At 60.9% G+C, this 17,177-nt stretch carries 12 protein-coding genes; 8 read left to right on the top strand and 4 right to left on the bottom strand.

All coding sequences use genetic code 11. From position 1 onward, the window contains the following. Positions 1-388 precede the first annotated feature (388 nt). The 5 genes from mgtA to ACM6IO_RS06820 all read left to right on the top strand — a co-directional run bounded on the left by mgtA (position 389) and on the right by ACM6IO_RS06820 (position 8,460). Positions 389-3,091, top strand: a complete 2,703-nt coding sequence (gene mgtA, locus ACM6IO_RS06800) for a magnesium-translocating P-type ATPase (RefSeq protein WP_207286034.1) — start codon at positions 389-391, stop codon at positions 3,089-3,091. Positions 3,092-3,244: 153 nt separating this feature from the next. Then, on the top strand, positions 3,245-3,961 hold the full coding sequence (locus ACM6IO_RS06805) for an MgtC/SapB family protein (RefSeq protein WP_008032341.1): 717 nt from the start codon (positions 3,245-3,247) through the stop codon (positions 3,959-3,961). A gap of 123 nt (positions 3,962-4,084) precedes the next feature. Continuing rightward, a complete protein-coding gene (locus ACM6IO_RS06810) occupies positions 4,085-4,483 on the top strand; it encodes a chemotaxis protein CheY (RefSeq protein ID WP_414911203.1) in 399 nt (132 codons plus the stop codon). Between the two features lie 110 nt (positions 4,484-4,593). Continuing rightward, entirely contained in the window at positions 4,594-5,220 is a 627-nt protein-coding gene (locus ACM6IO_RS06815) for a response regulator transcription factor (protein WP_008039990.1), read from the top strand. Further along, positions 5,221-8,460 (top strand): transporter substrate-binding domain-containing protein, encoded by a 3,240-nt coding sequence (locus ACM6IO_RS06820; protein WP_414911204.1) that lies wholly within the window; start codon positions 5,221-5,223, stop codon positions 8,458-8,460. 3 nt (positions 8,461-8,463) lie between these two features. Here the strand turns inward: ACM6IO_RS06820 and dkgB are convergent, their stop codons facing one another. From dkgB to ACM6IO_RS06835, 3 genes are all read right to left on the bottom strand, one after another. Beyond that, the gene (gene dkgB / locus ACM6IO_RS06825) at positions 8,464-9,267 is read right to left on the bottom strand and encodes a 2,5-didehydrogluconate reductase DkgB (protein WP_192228884.1); all 804 of its coding nucleotides are present in this window, start codon (positions 9,265-9,267) and stop codon (positions 8,464-8,466) included. Between the two features lie 247 nt (positions 9,268-9,514). Continuing rightward, positions 9,515-10,054 (bottom strand): PaaI family thioesterase, encoded by a 540-nt coding sequence (locus tag ACM6IO_RS06830; protein WP_414911205.1) that lies wholly within the window; start codon positions 10,052-10,054, stop codon positions 9,515-9,517. Positions 10,055-10,276: 222 nt separating this feature from the next. Further along, entirely contained in the window at positions 10,277-11,185 is a 909-nt protein-coding gene (locus ACM6IO_RS06835; RefSeq protein ID WP_008032353.1) for a LysR substrate-binding domain-containing protein, read from the bottom strand. Positions 11,186-11,290: 105 nt separating this feature from the next. Here ACM6IO_RS06835 and ACM6IO_RS06840 point away from each other — a divergent pair, with 105 nt between their 5' ends. The 3 genes from ACM6IO_RS06840 (at position 11,291) to ACM6IO_RS06850 (ending at position 14,534) form a co-directional block, all read left to right on the top strand. Beyond that, on the top strand, positions 11,291-12,157 hold the full coding sequence (locus ACM6IO_RS06840; RefSeq protein WP_192228887.1) for a pirin family protein: 867 nt from the start codon (positions 11,291-11,293) through the stop codon (positions 12,155-12,157). A 126-nt stretch (positions 12,158-12,283) separates the two neighbouring features. After that, positions 12,284-12,910 (top strand): isochorismate family cysteine hydrolase YcaC, encoded by a 627-nt coding sequence (ycaC, locus tag ACM6IO_RS06845; protein ID WP_008032356.1) that lies wholly within the window; start codon positions 12,284-12,286, stop codon positions 12,908-12,910. Positions 12,911-13,091: 181 nt separating this feature from the next. Continuing rightward, complete coding sequence (locus ACM6IO_RS06850; RefSeq protein ID WP_192228888.1) at positions 13,092-14,534, top strand: mechanosensitive ion channel domain-containing protein; 1,443 nt, start codon at positions 13,092-13,094, stop codon at positions 14,532-14,534. Positions 14,535-14,655: 121 nt separating this feature from the next. On the opposite strand, the gene ACM6IO_RS06855 is transcribed toward ACM6IO_RS06850, so the two are convergent. After that, positions 14,656-17,085, bottom strand: a complete 2,430-nt coding sequence (locus ACM6IO_RS06855; RefSeq protein WP_414911206.1) for a TonB-dependent siderophore receptor — start codon at positions 17,083-17,085, stop codon at positions 14,656-14,658. Positions 17,086-17,177 lie beyond the last annotated feature (92 nt).

The following is a 17,177-nucleotide window of genomic DNA, read 5'->3' on the forward strand; positions in this document are numbered from 1 at the left end:
CACCAAAAATCTTCAAAGCTGAACCCTCCCTGAAGAACCCCCAGATTCCCCCGCAACACGCCGTTCCTTCGTTTACTCTCCAGAAATCGGGGCGTAAGCTTCGCGCGTTTTCATCAATAGCGGAGACCCACAGTGGGTACTTGTTCGAGTGACAGTAGTCGGCCGGTTTCGATAACCGGCAACAACCCGGCAAGATAACGCGCAACCTTTTGTGCCGTTGTCTCGCCTGATAGCGAGCAGCGGCATCCCGATCGCGGCCTGTCCTGGTCCGTGTCCCGACGTCCTCTCATCGACGCTGAACCGTGCGTGATGTTCGACTTTTTGTCGTCATCGCGGTGCACCGACACGCCTGCTGGAAGGTTTCCCGGCTGACCCTGGGGGAACTGCCATGAACCTGAACCTGCTCAAAGAATTCTTTGCCGGATTCCTGCGCACCCGTCACATCGCCCGACACTTCCGTCGCCTGGCGCTGCTGGAAACCTTCACCGACACCACGGTCAGCCGAGAGGTGCCGCCCACCTTGGCGCAAACCCTGGTGAGCGCCGCCAACAGCGACACCGGCCAACTGCTGCACAACCTCGGCAGCCACACCGACGGCCTGAGCGAAGCCGAAGCCGATGCACTGCGCGTGCAATTCGGCCTCAACGAAGTCGAGCACGAGCAACCGCTGCCGTGGTGGACTCACCTGTGGCACTGCTACAAAAACCCGTTCAACCTGCTGCTGACATTGCTCGCGGTCATCTCGTGGCTGACCGAGGACATGAAAGCCGCCATCGTGATTTTCTCGATGGTGGTGCTCTCGACCTTGCTGCGCTTCTGGCAGGAAACCAAATCCAACCAGGCGGCCGACGCGCTCAAGGCGATGGTCAGCAACACCGCCACGGTGATGCGTCGCGATGCCCTGCGCACCGAAGTCCCCATCAAACAGCTGGTGCCGGGCGATCTGATCGTGCTCTCGGCCGGCGACATGATTCCCGCCGATTGCCGGGTGCTCAGCGCCAAGGACCTGTTCGTCAGCCAGGCGGCGATGACCGGCGAATCGATGCCGGTGGAAAAATTCCGCCACCAGCAGGACAGCGACACCAGCAATCCGCTGGACCTCGACAACATTCTGTTCATGGGCACCAACGTCGTGTCCGGCACGGCGATCGCGGTGATTCTGACCACGGGCAACAGCACCTATTTTGGCGCGCTGGCCCAGCGGGTCGGTGCCACCGATCGCGCGCCGACGTCGTTCCAGACCGGGGTCAACAAAGTCAGCTGGTTGCTGATCCGTTTCATGTTCGTCATGGCGCCGCTGGTGCTGTTCATCAATGGTTTCACCAAAGGTGACTGGACCGAAGCGCTGTTGTTCGCACTGTCGATTGCCGTGGGCCTGACCCCGGAAATGCTGCCGATGATCGTCACCTCGACGCTGGCGAAAGGTGCGGTGTTCCTGTCGCGCAAAAAAGTCATCGTCAAACGCCTCGACGCGATCCAGAACTTCGGCGCCATGGACGTGCTGTGCACGGACAAGACCGGCACCCTGACCCAGGACAAAATCTTTCTGGCGCGCAACGTCGACGTCTGGGGCAACGACTCCGATGACGTGCTGGAAATGGCCTACCTCAACAGCTACTACCAGACCGGCCTGAAAAACCTGCTGGACGTGGCGGTGCTCGAACACGTTGAAATCCACCGTGAACTGAAAGTCGGCACGGCGTTTCACAAAGTCGACGAGATCCCGTTCGACTTCACCCGGCGGCGCATGTCGGTGGTGGTTGCCGAGCGCGGTCAACCGCATCTGTTGATCTGCAAAGGTGCGGTGGAAGAGGTGCTGGCGGTGTGCACGCGGGTGCGTCACGGCGAACGCGATGAAGCACTGAGCGATGAACTGCTGGCGCGGATTCGTCAGGTCACCGCCTCGTTCAATGCCGAGGGGCTGCGGGTGGTGGCGGTTGCCGCGCGGCCAATGATCGAGGGGCGCGAGACTTACAGCCTGGCGGACGAACAGGCTCTGACGCTGATCGGTTACGTGGCGTTTCTCGATCCACCGAAGGAAAGCACCGCCCCGGCCTTGAAAGCGCTGGCCGCGCATGGCGTGGCAGTGAAAGTGCTGACCGGCGACAACGAACTGGTGACCGCGAAAATCTGCCGCGAAGTCGGCCTGGAGCAGCAAGGCCTGTTGATGGGCAACGACATCGAGCGCATGACCGACGCCGAACTGGCGGTGGCCGTGGAGACCACCAACGTCTTCGCCAAACTGACGCCGTCGCACAAGGAACGCATCGTCCGTCTGCTCAAAGGCAACGGCCACGTGGTCGGTTTCATGGGTGATGGCATCAACGACGCCCCTGCGCTGCGCACCGCTGACATCGGCATTTCGGTGGACAGCGCCGTGGACATCGCCAAGGAAGCGGCGGACATCATCCTGCTGGAGAAAAGCCTGATGGTCCTGGAGGAGGGCGTGCTGGAAGGGCGTCGGACCTTCGCCAACATGCTCAAGTACATCAAGATGACCGCGAGTTCGAACTTCGGCAACGTGTTCTCGGTGCTGGTGGCCAGCGCGTTCATCCCGTTCCTGCCGATGCTGCCGATGCACCTGCTGGTGCAGAACCTGCTCTACGACATTTCGCAGATCGCCATTCCGTTCGATAACGTCGATGAAGAAATGCTCAAGCAACCGCAACGCTGGCAACCGGCGGATGTCGGGCGTTTCATGCTGTTCTTCGGCCCGATCAGTTCGATCTTCGACATCACGACGTTTGCCTTGATGTGGTACGTGTTCGACGCCAATACCCCGGACCACCAGACCCTGTTCCAGTCGGGCTGGTTCGTGGTCGGGCTGCTGACCCAGACGCTGATCGTGCACATGATTCGCACGCCGAAGATTCCGTTCCTGCAAAGCCGCGCCGCCATGCCGCTGCTGGTGATGACCGGAATCATCATGGCCGTGGGGATCTTCCTGCCGATGGGGCCCTTGGCGCACTACTTCAAATTGCAGGCGCTGCCATCGCTGTACTTTGTGTTTTTGCCGGTGATTCTGCTGGCGTACATGGCGCTCACCCAGGCGGTGAAGGGCTTCTACATCCGCCGGTTTGGCTGGCAGTAATGCTGCCAGATGTAGGAGCGAGCGGTGCGGCGATCCGACTTGCCCGCGAAGGGCGCGCCTCATTTCCAAAGCAAACCGCGTCATCGTTCTTCGCGGGCAAGCCTTGCTCCTACAAGGAATTGAATACAAGGCTGAAGATTCAGGAAAACATTCATGCAAGCACTCAACAACATCAACCTGACCTCCCTGGTCGACACCCTGGTCAGCCTCAGCGCGGCCTTCATCCTCGGTGGCCTGATCGGCTTCGAGCGCCAATACCGCCAACGCACCGCCGGCCTGCGCACCAACGTGCTGGTCGCGGTGGGGGCGGCGATTTTCGTCGACATGGCCAATCGCCTCGGCGGGGCCGAAGGCGCGGTGCGGGTGGTCGCCTACGTGGTTTCCGGCATCGGCTTCCTCGGTGCCGGGGTGATCATGCGCGAAGAGGGCAACGTGCGTGGCCTCAACACCGCGGCAACGCTGTGGGCTTCGGCGGCGGTCGGTGCCTGCGCAGGGGCCGATCTGGTCCTGGAGGCCTTGCTCGGCACGCTGTTCGTACTGGCGGCCAATACCTTGCTGCGGCCGATCGTCAACAACATCAACCGTCAGCCGCTGGATGTGATTTCGGCTGAAGTTACCAACATCGTTTACGTGATCGCCCGCCGTTCACAACAAAAAGCCGTGCTGGCGCTGCTGGAAGCGGAACTTGAGCGCAGCAATTACCCGGCGAGCGATGTTGATGTACACGCGTTCGGCGCAGATGAAATCGAGGTGGAGGCGACCCTCGCGACGACGTCCGTGGACGGCGACGAGCTGGATGCGCTGGTGGCGCGGATTTCGACATCGACGCTGGTGGTGCAGGCGTTCTGGAGTCCGAGTACGACGGAATAGCGTTGAATCCCCTCTGACAACGGAATAAATGTCTCGGGTTTTAGGAATAGTCCTACAGAAAGCTCATTGGCTCTTCCGTAGCCTTGCGGCCTCACGAATCTGAAACCCTCCTGGGGGCCCCGGTTGCCGAACAAAGCGTTACGTATCCTGATTGCCGACGAGCAGCATTTTCAGCGGATGAGAATCGAGCGCCTGTTCAACCGGCTCGACTATTACCGCGTGGCCCCCGTGCAAAGCCTTGCCGAACTGCTGACCCTGACCGAGTACGGCGGCGTGCCTTTCGACCTGGTGGTCATCAATGCCGCGTTGGCGGACGGGGCCCTGGACCTGCGCGACTTCTTCCTCGATCACCCACAGGTTCACCACGCCTTGATCTATAACGGGCCGCCGACCCCGGCTTGCGGGCAGCAAAAGGTTCAGGTGAGTGATGCTGCATTGCCCGATCTGGCGTGCATTCAACGACTGATGGCGACCGTTGATCCTCAGCTACCGTTCGTCGGTACTGTCATTTCTGTCAGGTAGTCGGGCGCGTGTTTCCGTGCAAGAGTCTTCGCGCAACTGCTGCGTGTAGCCGGGGTCTGACCCATGGGCATTCATTACCCGATCGTCTTGTATCTGCACAGGGAGTTGCCATGAAGTCAGCGGTAATAGCAGACGATCATCCGGTGGTGTGCACTGCAGTCGCGATGCTGCTTACACAGCTGGGATTCAAACTGATTCATAAGGTATCCAACGGCAACGAGGTCTTTTCAGCGATCCGTAAGCATCAACCCGATCTGGTGGTGCTGGATCTGATGATGCCCCGTCTCGGCGGGCTGGAAGTGTTGGCCCGCATTCAGGCCAGTGACGAGCGTTGTCGAGTACTGGTTTTCACCGGGCAAGATCCAAGGTTTTATCAGGACCGCTGCATGCGTGCCAGCGCCAGGGCTTATGTTTCCAAGGCCAACGACTTGAAGCATTTGCACGAGGCAGTGCTGGCGGTGATGGCCGGTTACACCTATTTCGCCAAGTTGCCGTCGAGTTCGGTGTCGTTGAGCACAATGCAACTCAGCGAGATGGAGAGGATCGACAAGCTCTCCGACCGTGAACTGACCATATTCCGGTACCTGGCCGAGGGATTAAGCAACAAGGAAATCGCCAAACTCTTGAACCTGAGCCACAAGACCATCAGCACCTACAAAACCCGTTTGACGGAAAAACTCAATGTGGAGTCCAAGGTTCACTTGAGAGAGACCGCCCAGCGTAACGGTCTGATTTGAGTGAGTACCTCTCGGCAATTGCGTTGGCTGATATCCCTCGTACTCCCGGTCTGTTTGTGGGTATCGACTGCCTATGCCCAACCGCAATCACTGACCCTGCTCGGACGCTCCAGCGTCGACGGCTACGACGTCAAACTGTCGGATGCCGATTCGCGTGTACTGCGCCAGAAAGGCCGGCTGGTACTGGCCGTCTCGGCGCCGGATTATCCGCCCTTCGACATCACCACCACCGGCACCGACTATGAAGGGCTGACGGCTGACTATGCCGGGCTGCTCAAACAGCTATTGAACGTGGAGATCGATGTTCAGCGCTACGCATCTCGGGACGAGGCGGTGCGTGCGATCAAGGAAGGGGCGGCTGACCTGCTGGGAACGGCCAACCGTTATGAGGTCGAGGATCCACACCTGCGGATGTCCAGTGCCTATGCCGATGATCAACCGGTGCTGGTCACGCGCACCGATTCATCCCAGCCACTGGACCCGGACCTTGCCGGTAAACGGCTGGCGATGCTGTACCACTATTTGCCCGAACAGCAAGTGCAGGCTTTTTATCCCAAGGCGAATGTGCAGCTGTTCCCTTCGACGCTGGGCGCGGTGGGCGCCGTTGCGTTTGGTCAGTCGGACGCCTATCTGGGGGACGCCATCAGCGTCAATCACCTGATCAGCAAAAATTACCTCAACAACGTTCAACTGGCGGATTTCTCCCGTATGGAGTCCGGGCGTTTTGCGTTTGCGATGAACCTCGACAACCTCCAGTTGCAACGCATCGTCAACCGGGCGCTGGCGGCGATCCCGACCAATGAACGAATGAATATCCTGCGGCGATGGGGCGGCAGCGGGGCTTCCATTGCCGGCACGCAAGCCTTGCACTTCAGTGTCGCCGAGCAACGCTGGCTCAATAATCATCCACGTGTGCGAGTGGCGATCAACCAAAACCTCATGCCGATTTCCTTTATCGACAGCGAGGGCAAGTACCGGGGCATCAGCATCGATGTGCTGGCGAAAATCAGCTTGCGTACAGGCTTGAAATTCGACATTCAGCCAACCCGGTCAGTGGCCGAATTGTTCGATTGGATCAGGAGCGGTCATGTTGACGTGGTCGCCGGGATCAGCCCCAGCATTGAGCGTGAAACAGAACTGCGATTTACCCGACCGTTTCTGACCAGCCCGAATGTGCTGGTGACCCGCATCGCATCCGACAGCCCGCAGACACTGGACGAGATGGCGGGCAAAAAACTGGCCATCACCCAGGGCAACAGTGCCGGTGAATTCATTCGCCAGCATTTCCCGCAGGTCGAACTGGTCACTGCGCCGTTGACCGCGGACGGGATGGAAATGGTCGCCCAGGGCAGGACGGACGGCGCCATCAACTCGTTGATCGGTGCCCGGATCATGATTTCCCGGCAATACCGCGACCGCCTGCAAGTGACCAGCACCGTCGGCACCGATCCGGCCCGCAGCACCCTGGCGACCGGTCGCGAGGCTGTTGAGCTGCATTCGATCCTGGACAAGGCGCTGCTGAGTATCTCCCCAGAAGAAATCGATGAAATGACCGGTTATTGGCGCAATGACCTGATGGTTGAACAGAGCTTCTGGCTGCGTCACCGGCAGGACATTCTCCAGGCCTTTGTCGGTGCCGGCGCCTTGCTGTTGCTGGCGCTGGCCTGGATCGCCTGGCAGCGCCGGCAGATCCGCCTGCGTCAGCAATTGCTCAGACAACTGCAGGACGCCAAGGACGCGGCGGATGAGGCGAACCGTGCCAAGACCACGTTTCTGGCGACCATGAGCCATGAGATCCGCACGCCGATGAATGCGCTGCTCGGCATGCTCGAACTGGCGCTGAAGCGAGCGGATGAAGGCGTCACCGACCGGTCGGCAATCGAGGTGGCGGCCAATGCCGGGCAACAGTTGTTGGCGTTGATTGGCGACATTCTGGACATCGCCCGCATCGAGTCCGGGCATTTGTCCCTGACGCCGGAACGGGCCAACCTGCGCACGCTGGTCGAATCGGTGTGCCGGGTATTTGAAGGCCTGGCCCGGCAGAAGAACCTGGAGTGGCGCGTCGACCTGGGCGAGCACAGCGACGCCGACGTGTTGATCGACCCCACGCGCTTCAAGCAGGTGCTGTCCAATCTGCTGAGCAACGCGATCAAGTTCACCCAAGAAGGTGAAGTGTGCCTGACGCTGCGAGTCGAGCGCCGTGCGGCCGGGCAACTGGCGGTCTCGGTGCGCATTGAAGACACCGGCATCGGTATCAGCGAGATCGATCGGCAGCGACTGTTCAGCCCGTTTGTGCAGGCGCAAAACAGCCAGCAAACAGGTCGAAACGGCTCGGGTCTGGGGCTGGTGATCAGCCGCACGTTGTGCGAAATGATGGGCGGGCAATTGCAGCTTGCCAGTGTGTTGGGGAAGGGCACGCGGATTGATGTCTGCCTGGATCTGCCCGCGTTGCAACCGTTGCCGTCCAGCGAGTCACCTGACCGAGAGGAACAGGTGCAGACCCGGCCGCTGACCATTCTGGTGGTCGATGATTACCCGGCCAATCGATTGCTGCTCTCACGGCAGTTGAGCTACCTGGGCCACCGGGTGATGGACGCCGAGGACGGTCAGCAAGGTCTGGATCGGTGGCGCGAGTATGAGTTTGATGTGCTGATTACCGACTGCAACATGCCGGTGCTCAGCGGCTATGAGTTGGCCGGGGCCATCCGCGATGAAGAGCAGGTTCAGGGATTGCAACCGATCCTGATTCTGGGATTGACCGCCAATGCGCAGCCCGAGGAGAAGGCCCGTTGCCTGGAAGCGGGGATGGACGACTGCCTGTTCAAACCGATCCGCCTGGCGGATCTGGGCGCCTGGTTGGCGTCCAGATTTGCCGATGGATCACCGGTGCCGCCCCTCGAAACACCCTCAACCGCCGAAATCGACTTGAGCGGTCTGGAGCGCTACGTCGGCAAGGACGACGAGCTGATCAAACAATTGCTGAGCGACCTGGCCGCGACCAATCGCAAGGATCGGCAGGAGTTGCTCAAGGCTCATGCCCGTGGTGAACAGCATGCCCTGTGCACGTTGGCGCACCGCATCAAGGGCGGGGCGCTGATGGTGCGGGCGGACGGTCTTGTCAAATGCTGCAAGGACCTCGAGCATGCCTGCGGTGATGGCCGTCCAGAGCTGATCGACAAAGCCGTCGATCAGCTGGCTAAGACCATGAGGCGCCTCGACGAACAGCTGGCGCGGGGCTGACGCTTAATCCCAGTTCGGCGCGATGCCTTTGGGGCTGGTCAGGCGGTGGGCGCGTTCAAGGCCGGCGATCAGTGCCATGTCGGCGTCGCTCAGGGTCAGGGCGCAGGCCTTGAGGTTGCTTTCCAGGTTGGCGCGCTTGGTGGATGACGGGATCACCGCGTAACCCGATTGCATGGCCCAGGCCAGGGTGACTTGCGCAGGCGTTGCTTGCAGACGCTCGGCGATCTGCTGGATGACCGGGTCTTTCAGCACTTCGCCGTATGCCAGGGTCATGTAGGAGGTGATCTGGATGTCCTGGCTCTGCGCGAACTCGACGACCTTGCGGTTTTGCAGGTACGGGTGCAGTTCGATCTGGTTGGTGGCGATGTGATCGGCACCGATGGCGGCGATGGCTTGCTTCATCAGGTCGACGGTGAAGTTGGAGACGCCGATCTGCCGGGTCAATCCGAGTTTTTTGGCTTCGAGCAACGCGCCCATGAATTCTTCGACCGGCACCTGGTTTTCCGGCGATGGCCAGTGGATCAGTGTCAGGTCGAGGTAGTCGGTCTGCAGTTTTTGCAGGCTCTCTTTGAGGCTGTCGATCAAGCGGTCCTTGGCGAAGTTGGCGACCCAGATCTTGCTGGTGATGAACAGTTCTTCACGGGCAATGCCGCTGGCTGCGATGGCCTCGCCGACCTCGGCTTCGTTCTCGTAGATTTGCGCGGTATCGATGGCGCGGTAGCCCAGTTCCAGGCCAGTGCTCACCGAATCAATGACCACCTGGCCTTGCAAGCGAAACGTACCAAGACCGAATGCGGGAATAGACATCAATGACTCCAGGGGTTGCAGTGGGAATGGGCACGAGTATCCGTGCCTGCATCCTTGAGAAAAACCGCTGGATGGGCAAAGCAATGTTTACCGCAAGTCATGAATCGTAAGGCAAGAGGATTCGCGGTGTTGCAACGGACGCCTTCGCGGGCAAGCCTCGCTCCTACAAGAACATCACACGCCCCTGTAGGAGCGAGCGGTGCGGCGATCCGACTTGCCCGCGAAGGCCGCGACTCGGTTTCGGATCTTATCCGCGAGCCTCAAGAATCATGCAAGTCGTCGACCCCGTCGCATACAACCGCCCATCCACATCATAAATCCGCCCCTCGGCCAGCGCCGTCGAGCGCCCCAGGTGCACAATCTTGCCCTCGGCCCGCACCGGTCCGCTGGCGCCGGTCAACGCGCGGACATAACTGATGCGCAGATCCAGCGTCGTATACCCCTGGCCCTTTTTCAGCTGCGTATGAATCGCGCAGCCCATGCACGAATCCAGCAAGGTCGCCGCATAGCCGCCATGCACGCTGCCCAGCGGGTTGTAATGCCGGGCGTCCGGCGTGCCCTGGAAGATGAACAGCCCGGCCGACCATTCGATAGGGATGAAATCCATCAGCGTGCCAATCGGCGGCGAGGGCAGTTCACCGTTGCCGATGCCCTCGAAGAACTCGGCCGGCGACAGCGCGCTGACCTCGGCCAGCGACAGGCTGCCGGGCCCGGCCAGACGTGCGCGCATGGCGTCTTCCTGAACGATCCATTGGGCGAGGGTGGCTTCTCGGTTGAGGCTTTGCATGTTCAGTGTCCTCGGACGGGCGCAGATATTATGGTTGTAATTTGCGCTGATATTATGTCCGAAATAAAAACTCCGCCAGCCCCCACTCATCGGCCCTGTAGGAGCGAGCCTGCTCGCGATGGAGGTCAACGGTAACGCAGCCAGTCTGACACCCCGTGGAGCTCTCACGTTTTTCGCGAGCAAGCTCGCTCCTACAGGTTCGTCCGTGTCGGCAAAAAAGGGCTAGGCGATGTCGCTGTGGGTGAATTCCTCACCGAGAAAGTCAATCAACGTCCGCACCGACGGCAGCAACCCACGGCGAGAGGGGAAGATCGCATGGACGATCCCGCACTTGGGCGCCCAGCCCGGCACCAGTTCGACGAGGCGTCCGGCGGCAATGTCATCGCGCACCACCACGCTGGGCAGGTGCGCGACGCCAATCCCTGCGAGCACCGCGTGACGCAGGGCCAGCAAGTCATCGGTGACCATGCGCGGCGCGTGTCGGATCAGCGCGCTGGCGCCGTTCGCACCGAACAATTCCCACTGATATTCACGCTGTGCCGCGCCCCAGTGCACGCTGGGCAAACCGCTGAGGTCGGCCGGGGAGGCGGGCGTCGACAAGCGTTCGGCAAAGGCCGGGCTGCCCACCAGGCATTGGGTGCTGTTGCCCAGCACCTTCATCACCATGTCGGTGTTTTCCAGCGGCGGAAAGCGCACGCGCAAGGCAATGTCGAAACCCTCGTGGATCAGGTCGACCCGGCGGTTGGTGCTTTCGATGAACAACTCCACCAGCGGGTATTTGAGCATGTAGCGGGTCAGCATCGGCCCGACCCAGGAGTTGAGCAACGCGGTCGGGCAACTGATGCGCACCAGGCCCTGGGGTTCGGAGCGGTTGCGTTCGATCAGTTCGGCGGCGCTTTCCGCTTCCACGCGCATGGCCAGGCAGCGCTGGTAATAGGCCTGGCCGATTTCGGTCAGCGAACAATGCCGGCTGGTGCGGTGCAACAGACGTACACCGAGGCGCTCTTCGAGCTCGGCGATGCGCCGGCTGAGCTTCGATTTGGGCATGTCCAGCGCCCGCCCGGCCGCAGCGAAACCCTGATGTTCCACCACTTGGGTGAAGTAGTAGAGGGTGTTGAGGTCTTCCACCATCGTTCTCCATATAGAACGCTAAGGCTGATTTTTGCAGTCTAGCGCACCAAAGGGTTCGGTTTTAAGCTTTGTCCATCGCGTCAAACCACAGATTTCGGAGGCAGCATGAAAAACATCATCGGCATCTACACCAGCCCACGGACCCATTGGGTTGGCGACGGTTTTCCGGTTCGTACGCTGTTTTCCTACGACAACCTGGGCAAACACATCAGCCCGTTTTTGCTGCTGGATCACGCCGGCCCTGCTGAATTCACCCCGACCACCGAGCGTCGTGGCGTTGGTCAGCATCCGCACCGCGGTTTCGAAACCGTGACTATCGTTTACAAGGGCGAACTGGAGCACCGCGACTCCACCGGCAGCGGCGGCAAGATCGGCCCGGGCGATGTGCAATGGATGACCGCCGCCTCGGGGATTCTCCACGAAGAGTTCCACTCCGAAGGCTTCGCCAAAACCGGCGGCACCCTGGAAATGGTCCAGCTGTGGGTCAACCTGCCGGCCAAAGACAAAATGGCCGACGCCGGTTACCAGACGATTCTCGACGGCGACATTCCGAGCATCCCGCTCAAGGACGAGGCCGGCAGCCTGCGCCTGATCGCTGGAGAATTCGACGGCCACACCGGCCCGGCACGGACATTCACCCCGGTCGATGTCTGGGACCTGCGCCTCAACGGCGGCAAGTTGCTGACCCTCGATCTGCATGAAGGTCGCAACACCGCACTGGTGGTGCTGCGTGGCACGGTTCAGGTCAACGGCCTGGAGCTGGTGCGCGAAGGGCAGTTGGCGTTGTTCGAACGCAATGGCCACCAGCTCAGCCTGGAAGCCAATAACGACGCCGTCGTGTTGCTGCTCAGCGGCGAGCCGATCGACGAACCCATCGTCGGCCACGGCCCGTTCGTGATGAACAGCGAGCAAGAGATTCACCAGGCCTTTGCCGATTTTCAATCGGGCCGGTTTGGACGGATGAGCGGTTGATACACGGATAGATGGTTGCACCGCGCCAGGCTTGACTGACTACGCTTGTCTGGCCGCGTCTGAATGATCAATCAAAACACCCCCACGCCGAACTGTTCGGCATCGATTAAAACCGAGGATGACCCCATGACTACTTCTTACAAACGTCTCGACAAGGATAACGCCGCCGTTCTGTTGGTGGATCATCAGGCTGGCCTGCTGTCTCTGGTGCGGGACATCGAACCGGACCGTTTCAAGAACAACGTGCTGGCCCTGGCCGACCTGGCCAAGTACTTCAAATTGCCGACCATCCTCACCACCAGTTTCGAAACCGGCCCCAACGGCCCGCTGGTGCCCGAGCTCAAAGCGCTGTTTCCGGATGCGCCTTACATTGCCCGTCCTGGCCAGATCAATGCCTGGGACAACGAAGACTTCGTCAAGGCGATCAAGGCCACCGGCAAGAAGCAACTGATCATCGCTGGCGTGGTGACCGAGGTGTGCGTGGCATTCCCGGCGCTGTCGGCACTGGCGGAAGGTTTTGACGTGTTTGTGGTGACGGACGCTTCCGGCACGTTCAACGAGCTGACCCGCCAATCGGCCTGGGACCGCATGTCGTCTTCCGGCGCGCAACTGATGACCTGGTTCGGCCTGGCCTGCGAGCTGCATCGCGACTGGCGCAACGACGTGGAAGGCCTGGCGACCCTGTTCTCCAACCACATCCCGGACTACCGCAACCTGATGACCAGCTACAACACGCTGACCAATAGCAAATAATCACTGACACACATCACCCCTGTAGGAGCCGGCTTGCTGGCGATAGCGGTAGAGCAGTCAACAATTGAGTGACTGTCAGACCGCCATCGCCAGCAAGCCGGCTCCTACAGGTTTTTGTGTTGTTCTCAAGCCTGCGTTTGCTCCTACACTGTGCCCATCCGTACATGGCTGGAGTTGCTTGATGCTGTCACTGCTTACCAATCACCCGCTGGTCTGTGCCCTGATCCTGATCATCATCGATCTGGGGCTGTGGCGCTTGATCAGTGCCAGTGGCAGCAACTGGAAACTGTTGGTGCGGCTGCTGATTTTCACGTTGTTCAGCATCCTGTTGTTCAACGAAGGCCTGAACCCTCTGGAGCCCGCGCCCTGGGCGGACAACGTGCCGTTGCACCTGGCGGCGACCGGCTTGCAGATTGGCTGGTGGCTGTTCGGCGCGCGCACCCTGACGGTGTTGATCGGCGCAGGGATGATGCAACGGGTCGGGCACACCGGTCGCCTGCTCCAGGATTTGCTGGGCGCGGTGATTTTCCTGATCGCGATCATCGCGGCCCTGGCGTACGTGCTCGACCTGCCGGTCAAAGGCGTGCTGGCGACGTCCGGCGCGTTGGCGATCATCGTCGGCCTGGCGTTGCAAAGCACCCTCAGTGACGTGTTCTCGGGGATCGTCCTCAACACCACCAAACCCTATCAACTGGATGACTGGATCTCCATCGACGGCACCGAAGGTCGGGTCACCGACATCGATTGGCGCGCCACGCGCCTGCAAACGTCCCAGGGCAGCATGGCGGTGATCCCCAACTCGCTGGCGGCCAAGGCCAAGATCATTAACTTCAGCCGGCCGAGTGACATTTTCGGCGTGTCGATCAGCTTGCAGTTGAGCCCGCACGCACGTCCGCAAACGGTGATCGATGCGCTGGAGCGGGCGATGGAGGGGTGCCGATACCTGCTGGCCAAGCCGGCGCCGTGTGTCGCGCTCAAAGGTTCGAGCGCCACCGGCGTGGAATACGAAATCAGCGGTTTCGTGGTCTCGATGGACCAGAAACGCATGGTGCGCAATCTGCTGTTCGATCTGGCGTTCCGGCACTTGCAGGCATCCGGCGTGAGCCTGTTGTCCAGCGTCGAATCGAATGCACCGGTCAACCTGTCGCGGCCACGGGCGTTGCTGGAAAGCTCGGCGATCTTCTCGACTTTGCGTCAGGAAGAGAAAGAAACCTTCAGCCAGCACATGACCCTGCAAAACTTCCGCGCCGGGGAAATGATCCTGCCGGCGGGGGAGGTCAGCGATCATCTGTTTATCATCGAATCCGGCGTGGTCTCGGTGGCGTTGAGCCGCGCCGGGGGCAAGTTCGAGTCCGGGCGCATGGGGCCGGGCGAGGTGATCGGCGAGGGCGGGATCCTGTCGGACACGGCGCTGCCGGCGGACTTCAGCGCCAAGACCGCTTGCAGCCTGTACCGGATCGAAAAGGACTACCTCAAACCGTGCCTGGATGCGCGGCATGACATCGGCGAAGCGATGAAGGCGTTGCTGGATTTCCGTTTGCACAAGGCACAGACGTTGACCCAGGAAACGCCGAAGGTGGTGGAGAAGAAGGGGTTTTTGCAGTGGTTGCGCAGTCGGGCTTAGCGGTTGGTGTTGGATGGCCGCTTCGCGGTTCGCGGGCAAGCCTCGCTCCTACAGGGGGATGAGTTGTACCTGTAGGAGCGAGGCTTGCCCGCGAAGGCAATATTGGCCTCACCACAAACAATCAGAAATCCAGCGTCGCCGACACCTTCAGCGTCCGCGGCGTCCCCTGCGTCAGGTACCCGCCATTCGCCGAGGCCCAATACGCCTTGTTCGCCACGTTCTCCAGATTGGCGCGCAAGGTGATGTACTTCTCATCCATCTTGAAGGCATACCGCGACCCCACATCAAAGCGGTTCCACGCCGGAATGCTCTGGGTGTTGGCGGCGTTCAGGTATTGCCCGCCGGTGCGCAGCATCCGCGCACTGAGCGCCGCGCCTTCGATCCCCGGCACGTCCCAATCCGCCCCGACGTTGAGTTGAAAACGCGGTACGCCGACAGCGCGGTTGCCGTCGTTGACCCCGTTGGTGCTGCCTTCGATTTCGGTCTTCATCAGCGTCGCGCCGCTCAGCAGGCGCAGACCATCAAGCGGCTCGCCATAGACGTTCAACTCCACGCCTTTGTTTTGCTGCTCGCCATCGACCCGGAAGATCCCGTCCTGGGTGTAGCTCGACGGTTGTTCGATGCGGTACACGCCCAGGCTCGCGCCATAGGTGTCCATGTCCAGGCGCACGCCGGCTTCGATTTGCTTGCTGCGCACCGGGGCGAAGGTCTCGTCGCGGTTGATCGCGCTGGTCGGCGGCGTGGGCCCCTTGGCCAGGCCTTCGATGCGGTTGGCGTAGAACGAAACGTGTTCCCATGGCTTGATCACCAGGCCATAGACCGGCGTGCTGATCGACTCTTCATAACTTGAAGTGCGCGCGCCGGTGGTGGTGTTCCAGCCGTCGACGTTGAGTGTCTGGCGCCGTACGCCGAGGGTGAGCAAGACGCGATCATCGATGAAGCCCAGGGTGTCGGACACCGCCGCGCTGCGCAGGGTGTTCTTGCCGACGATGCGCGGGTCGTGAATGTCGCTGGCAAACGATGTGGGGCTTGGGCGCGGTTTGTCCGTGACGTCGTAGAGATTGGTGCTGTAGCGCGTGGCGGTTCCTATGGTTTCGAACGCCGAGCGTTGCTGGCCCCAGATACCCGCGAGGCCCAGGTTCAATTGGTGACTGATCGGCCCGGTGTTCAAGTGGCCGTTGAGGCCGGTCATCAGGCTTTTGTTGTCCTCGTCGTGAGGCGAGTAAAGCATGCCGCCCCGGGCATTACCGTTGAGGTCGGTGACGGTCAGCGACGAATACACGCCGTTCTCCCGCGTGTGTTTGGCGCCGCCGGACACATAGGCGGTCCAGTTGTCACTGAGGTCGTACTCGGCGCGGGCCATGCCGAAGGTGTCTTCCAGTTGCGAGTAGCTCCAGCTCTGTGCGTAACCGGCGTTGGCATCCGGCACCTTGGGCGCTTTGCTCAAGGTCGAATCGACATAGATCACCGAGCGGCCCTGATTGATCACCTGTTTCTGATAGCCCAGGTCCGTCGACACCCGCAGGCGATCACCCCGGAAGTCCAGGCTTACGCTGATCAGCGACGAGCGACGGTCTTCGTCATCGACGGCGGTGGCGCCTTCGCGTTGCAGCAGATTGACCCGCGCGCCGAATCGGTTGTCTTCGCCAAAGCGCTGGCCCAGGTCCAGATGCCCGCCGACCCGGCCATCGTCGCTGTAATCGAGGGTGACGCTGCGGGTCGGCACATCGCTGGCGCGTTTGGGTTGCAGGTTGACGCCACCGCCAATCCCGCTGCCACTGGGCGTAACACCATTCACAAAAGCATTCGGTCCCTTGAACAACTCGACCCGTTCCAGCGCTTCGGTGGCGATGATCTGCCGGGGCAGGATGCCGTAAAGACCGTTATAGGAAATGTCATCGGACAGCAGCGGCAAGCCGCGGATCACGAACACCTGGGAGAAGTTGCCAAAGCCGGCGGACTGCCGCACCGAAGCGTCGTTGAGCAACACATCGCCCACAGTCTGCGCTTGCTGGTCGGCGATGGTTTTGGCGGTGTAGCTGGTGACGCTGAAGGGCAGGTCTTTCAAGGCCTGGTTGCCGAGCATGCCGATCTGCGCAACCTTGGCGACCTGACCGCCACCGTAGGTGTCCGCGTTGTCGTCGCGCAGGGCGCTGACGCTGGTGGCGCCCAACTCCAGTGCACCGTTGGCAGAGACTCGCGGCGCCACGGTGTAACCGTTTCCGCCCGTGCTGATCAACTCGAAACCGCTGCCCTCAAGCAATTGCGCGAAGCCTGATTGCACGCTGTAGTTGCCTTGCAATCCCGGACTCTGGCGATTGCCCAGTTGCGCCGGATCGAACGACAACGGCACGCCGACCGCCACGGCGAATTGCGCCAGGGTATGGCTGAGCAAGCCCGGCCCGATGTCGACGTTGCGGCTGGCACTTTCGCTGACGGTGTCAGCGGCATGGCTGTTGATCGGCAGCAACGCGGTAAAGGCCAGGGCAATGCTCAAGCTCAGGGCCTTGAGCGGGAAATCGGCGGGGCGGTGCAGCGGTGTCGAAGTCATTCGGCGTTCCTGTCGAGCGCGTGGAATTGAAGAGGTCTATCCACACACCGAACGAAACGCGGAAAGGTGTCAGGGGACTGTGAAATAGTTTT

Origin of the sequence: Pseudomonas sp. IT-P44, from assembly GCF_949768225.1 — a bacterium.
GTDB lineage: Bacteria > Pseudomonadota > Gammaproteobacteria > Pseudomonadales > Pseudomonadaceae > Aquipseudomonas > Aquipseudomonas migulae.

Bases quoted from the DNA above. Each gene is read 5' to 3' on its own strand.
- mgtA (WP_207286034.1), top strand. From the start codon at position 389: ATGAACCTGAACCTGCTCAAAGAATTCTTTGCCGGATTCCTGCGCACC.
- ACM6IO_RS06805 (WP_008032341.1), top strand. From the start codon at position 3,245: ATGCAAGCACTCAACAACATCAACCTGACCTCCCTGGTCGACACCCTG.
- ACM6IO_RS06815 (WP_008039990.1), top strand. From the start codon at position 4,594: ATGAAGTCAGCGGTAATAGCAGACGATCATCCGGTGGTGTGCACTGCA.
- dkgB (WP_192228884.1), bottom strand. From the start codon at position 9,267: ATGTCTATTCCCGCATTCGGTCTTGGTACGTTTCGCTTGCAAGGCCAG.
- ACM6IO_RS06830 (WP_414911205.1), bottom strand. From the start codon at position 10,054: ATGCAAAGCCTCAACCGAGAAGCCACCCTCGCCCAATGGATCGTTCAG.
- ACM6IO_RS06835 (WP_008032353.1), bottom strand. From the start codon at position 11,185: ATGGTGGAAGACCTCAACACCCTCTACTACTTCACCCAAGTGGTGGAA.
- ACM6IO_RS06840 (WP_192228887.1), top strand. From the start codon at position 11,291: ATGAAAAACATCATCGGCATCTACACCAGCCCACGGACCCATTGGGTT.
- ycaC (WP_008032356.1), top strand. From the start codon at position 12,284: ATGACTACTTCTTACAAACGTCTCGACAAGGATAACGCCGCCGTTCTG.
- ACM6IO_RS06850 (WP_192228888.1), top strand. From the start codon at position 13,092: ATGCTGTCACTGCTTACCAATCACCCGCTGGTCTGTGCCCTGATCCTG.
- ACM6IO_RS06855 (WP_414911206.1), bottom strand. From the start codon at position 17,085: ATGACTTCGACACCGCTGCACCGCCCCGCCGATTTCCCGCTCAAGGCC.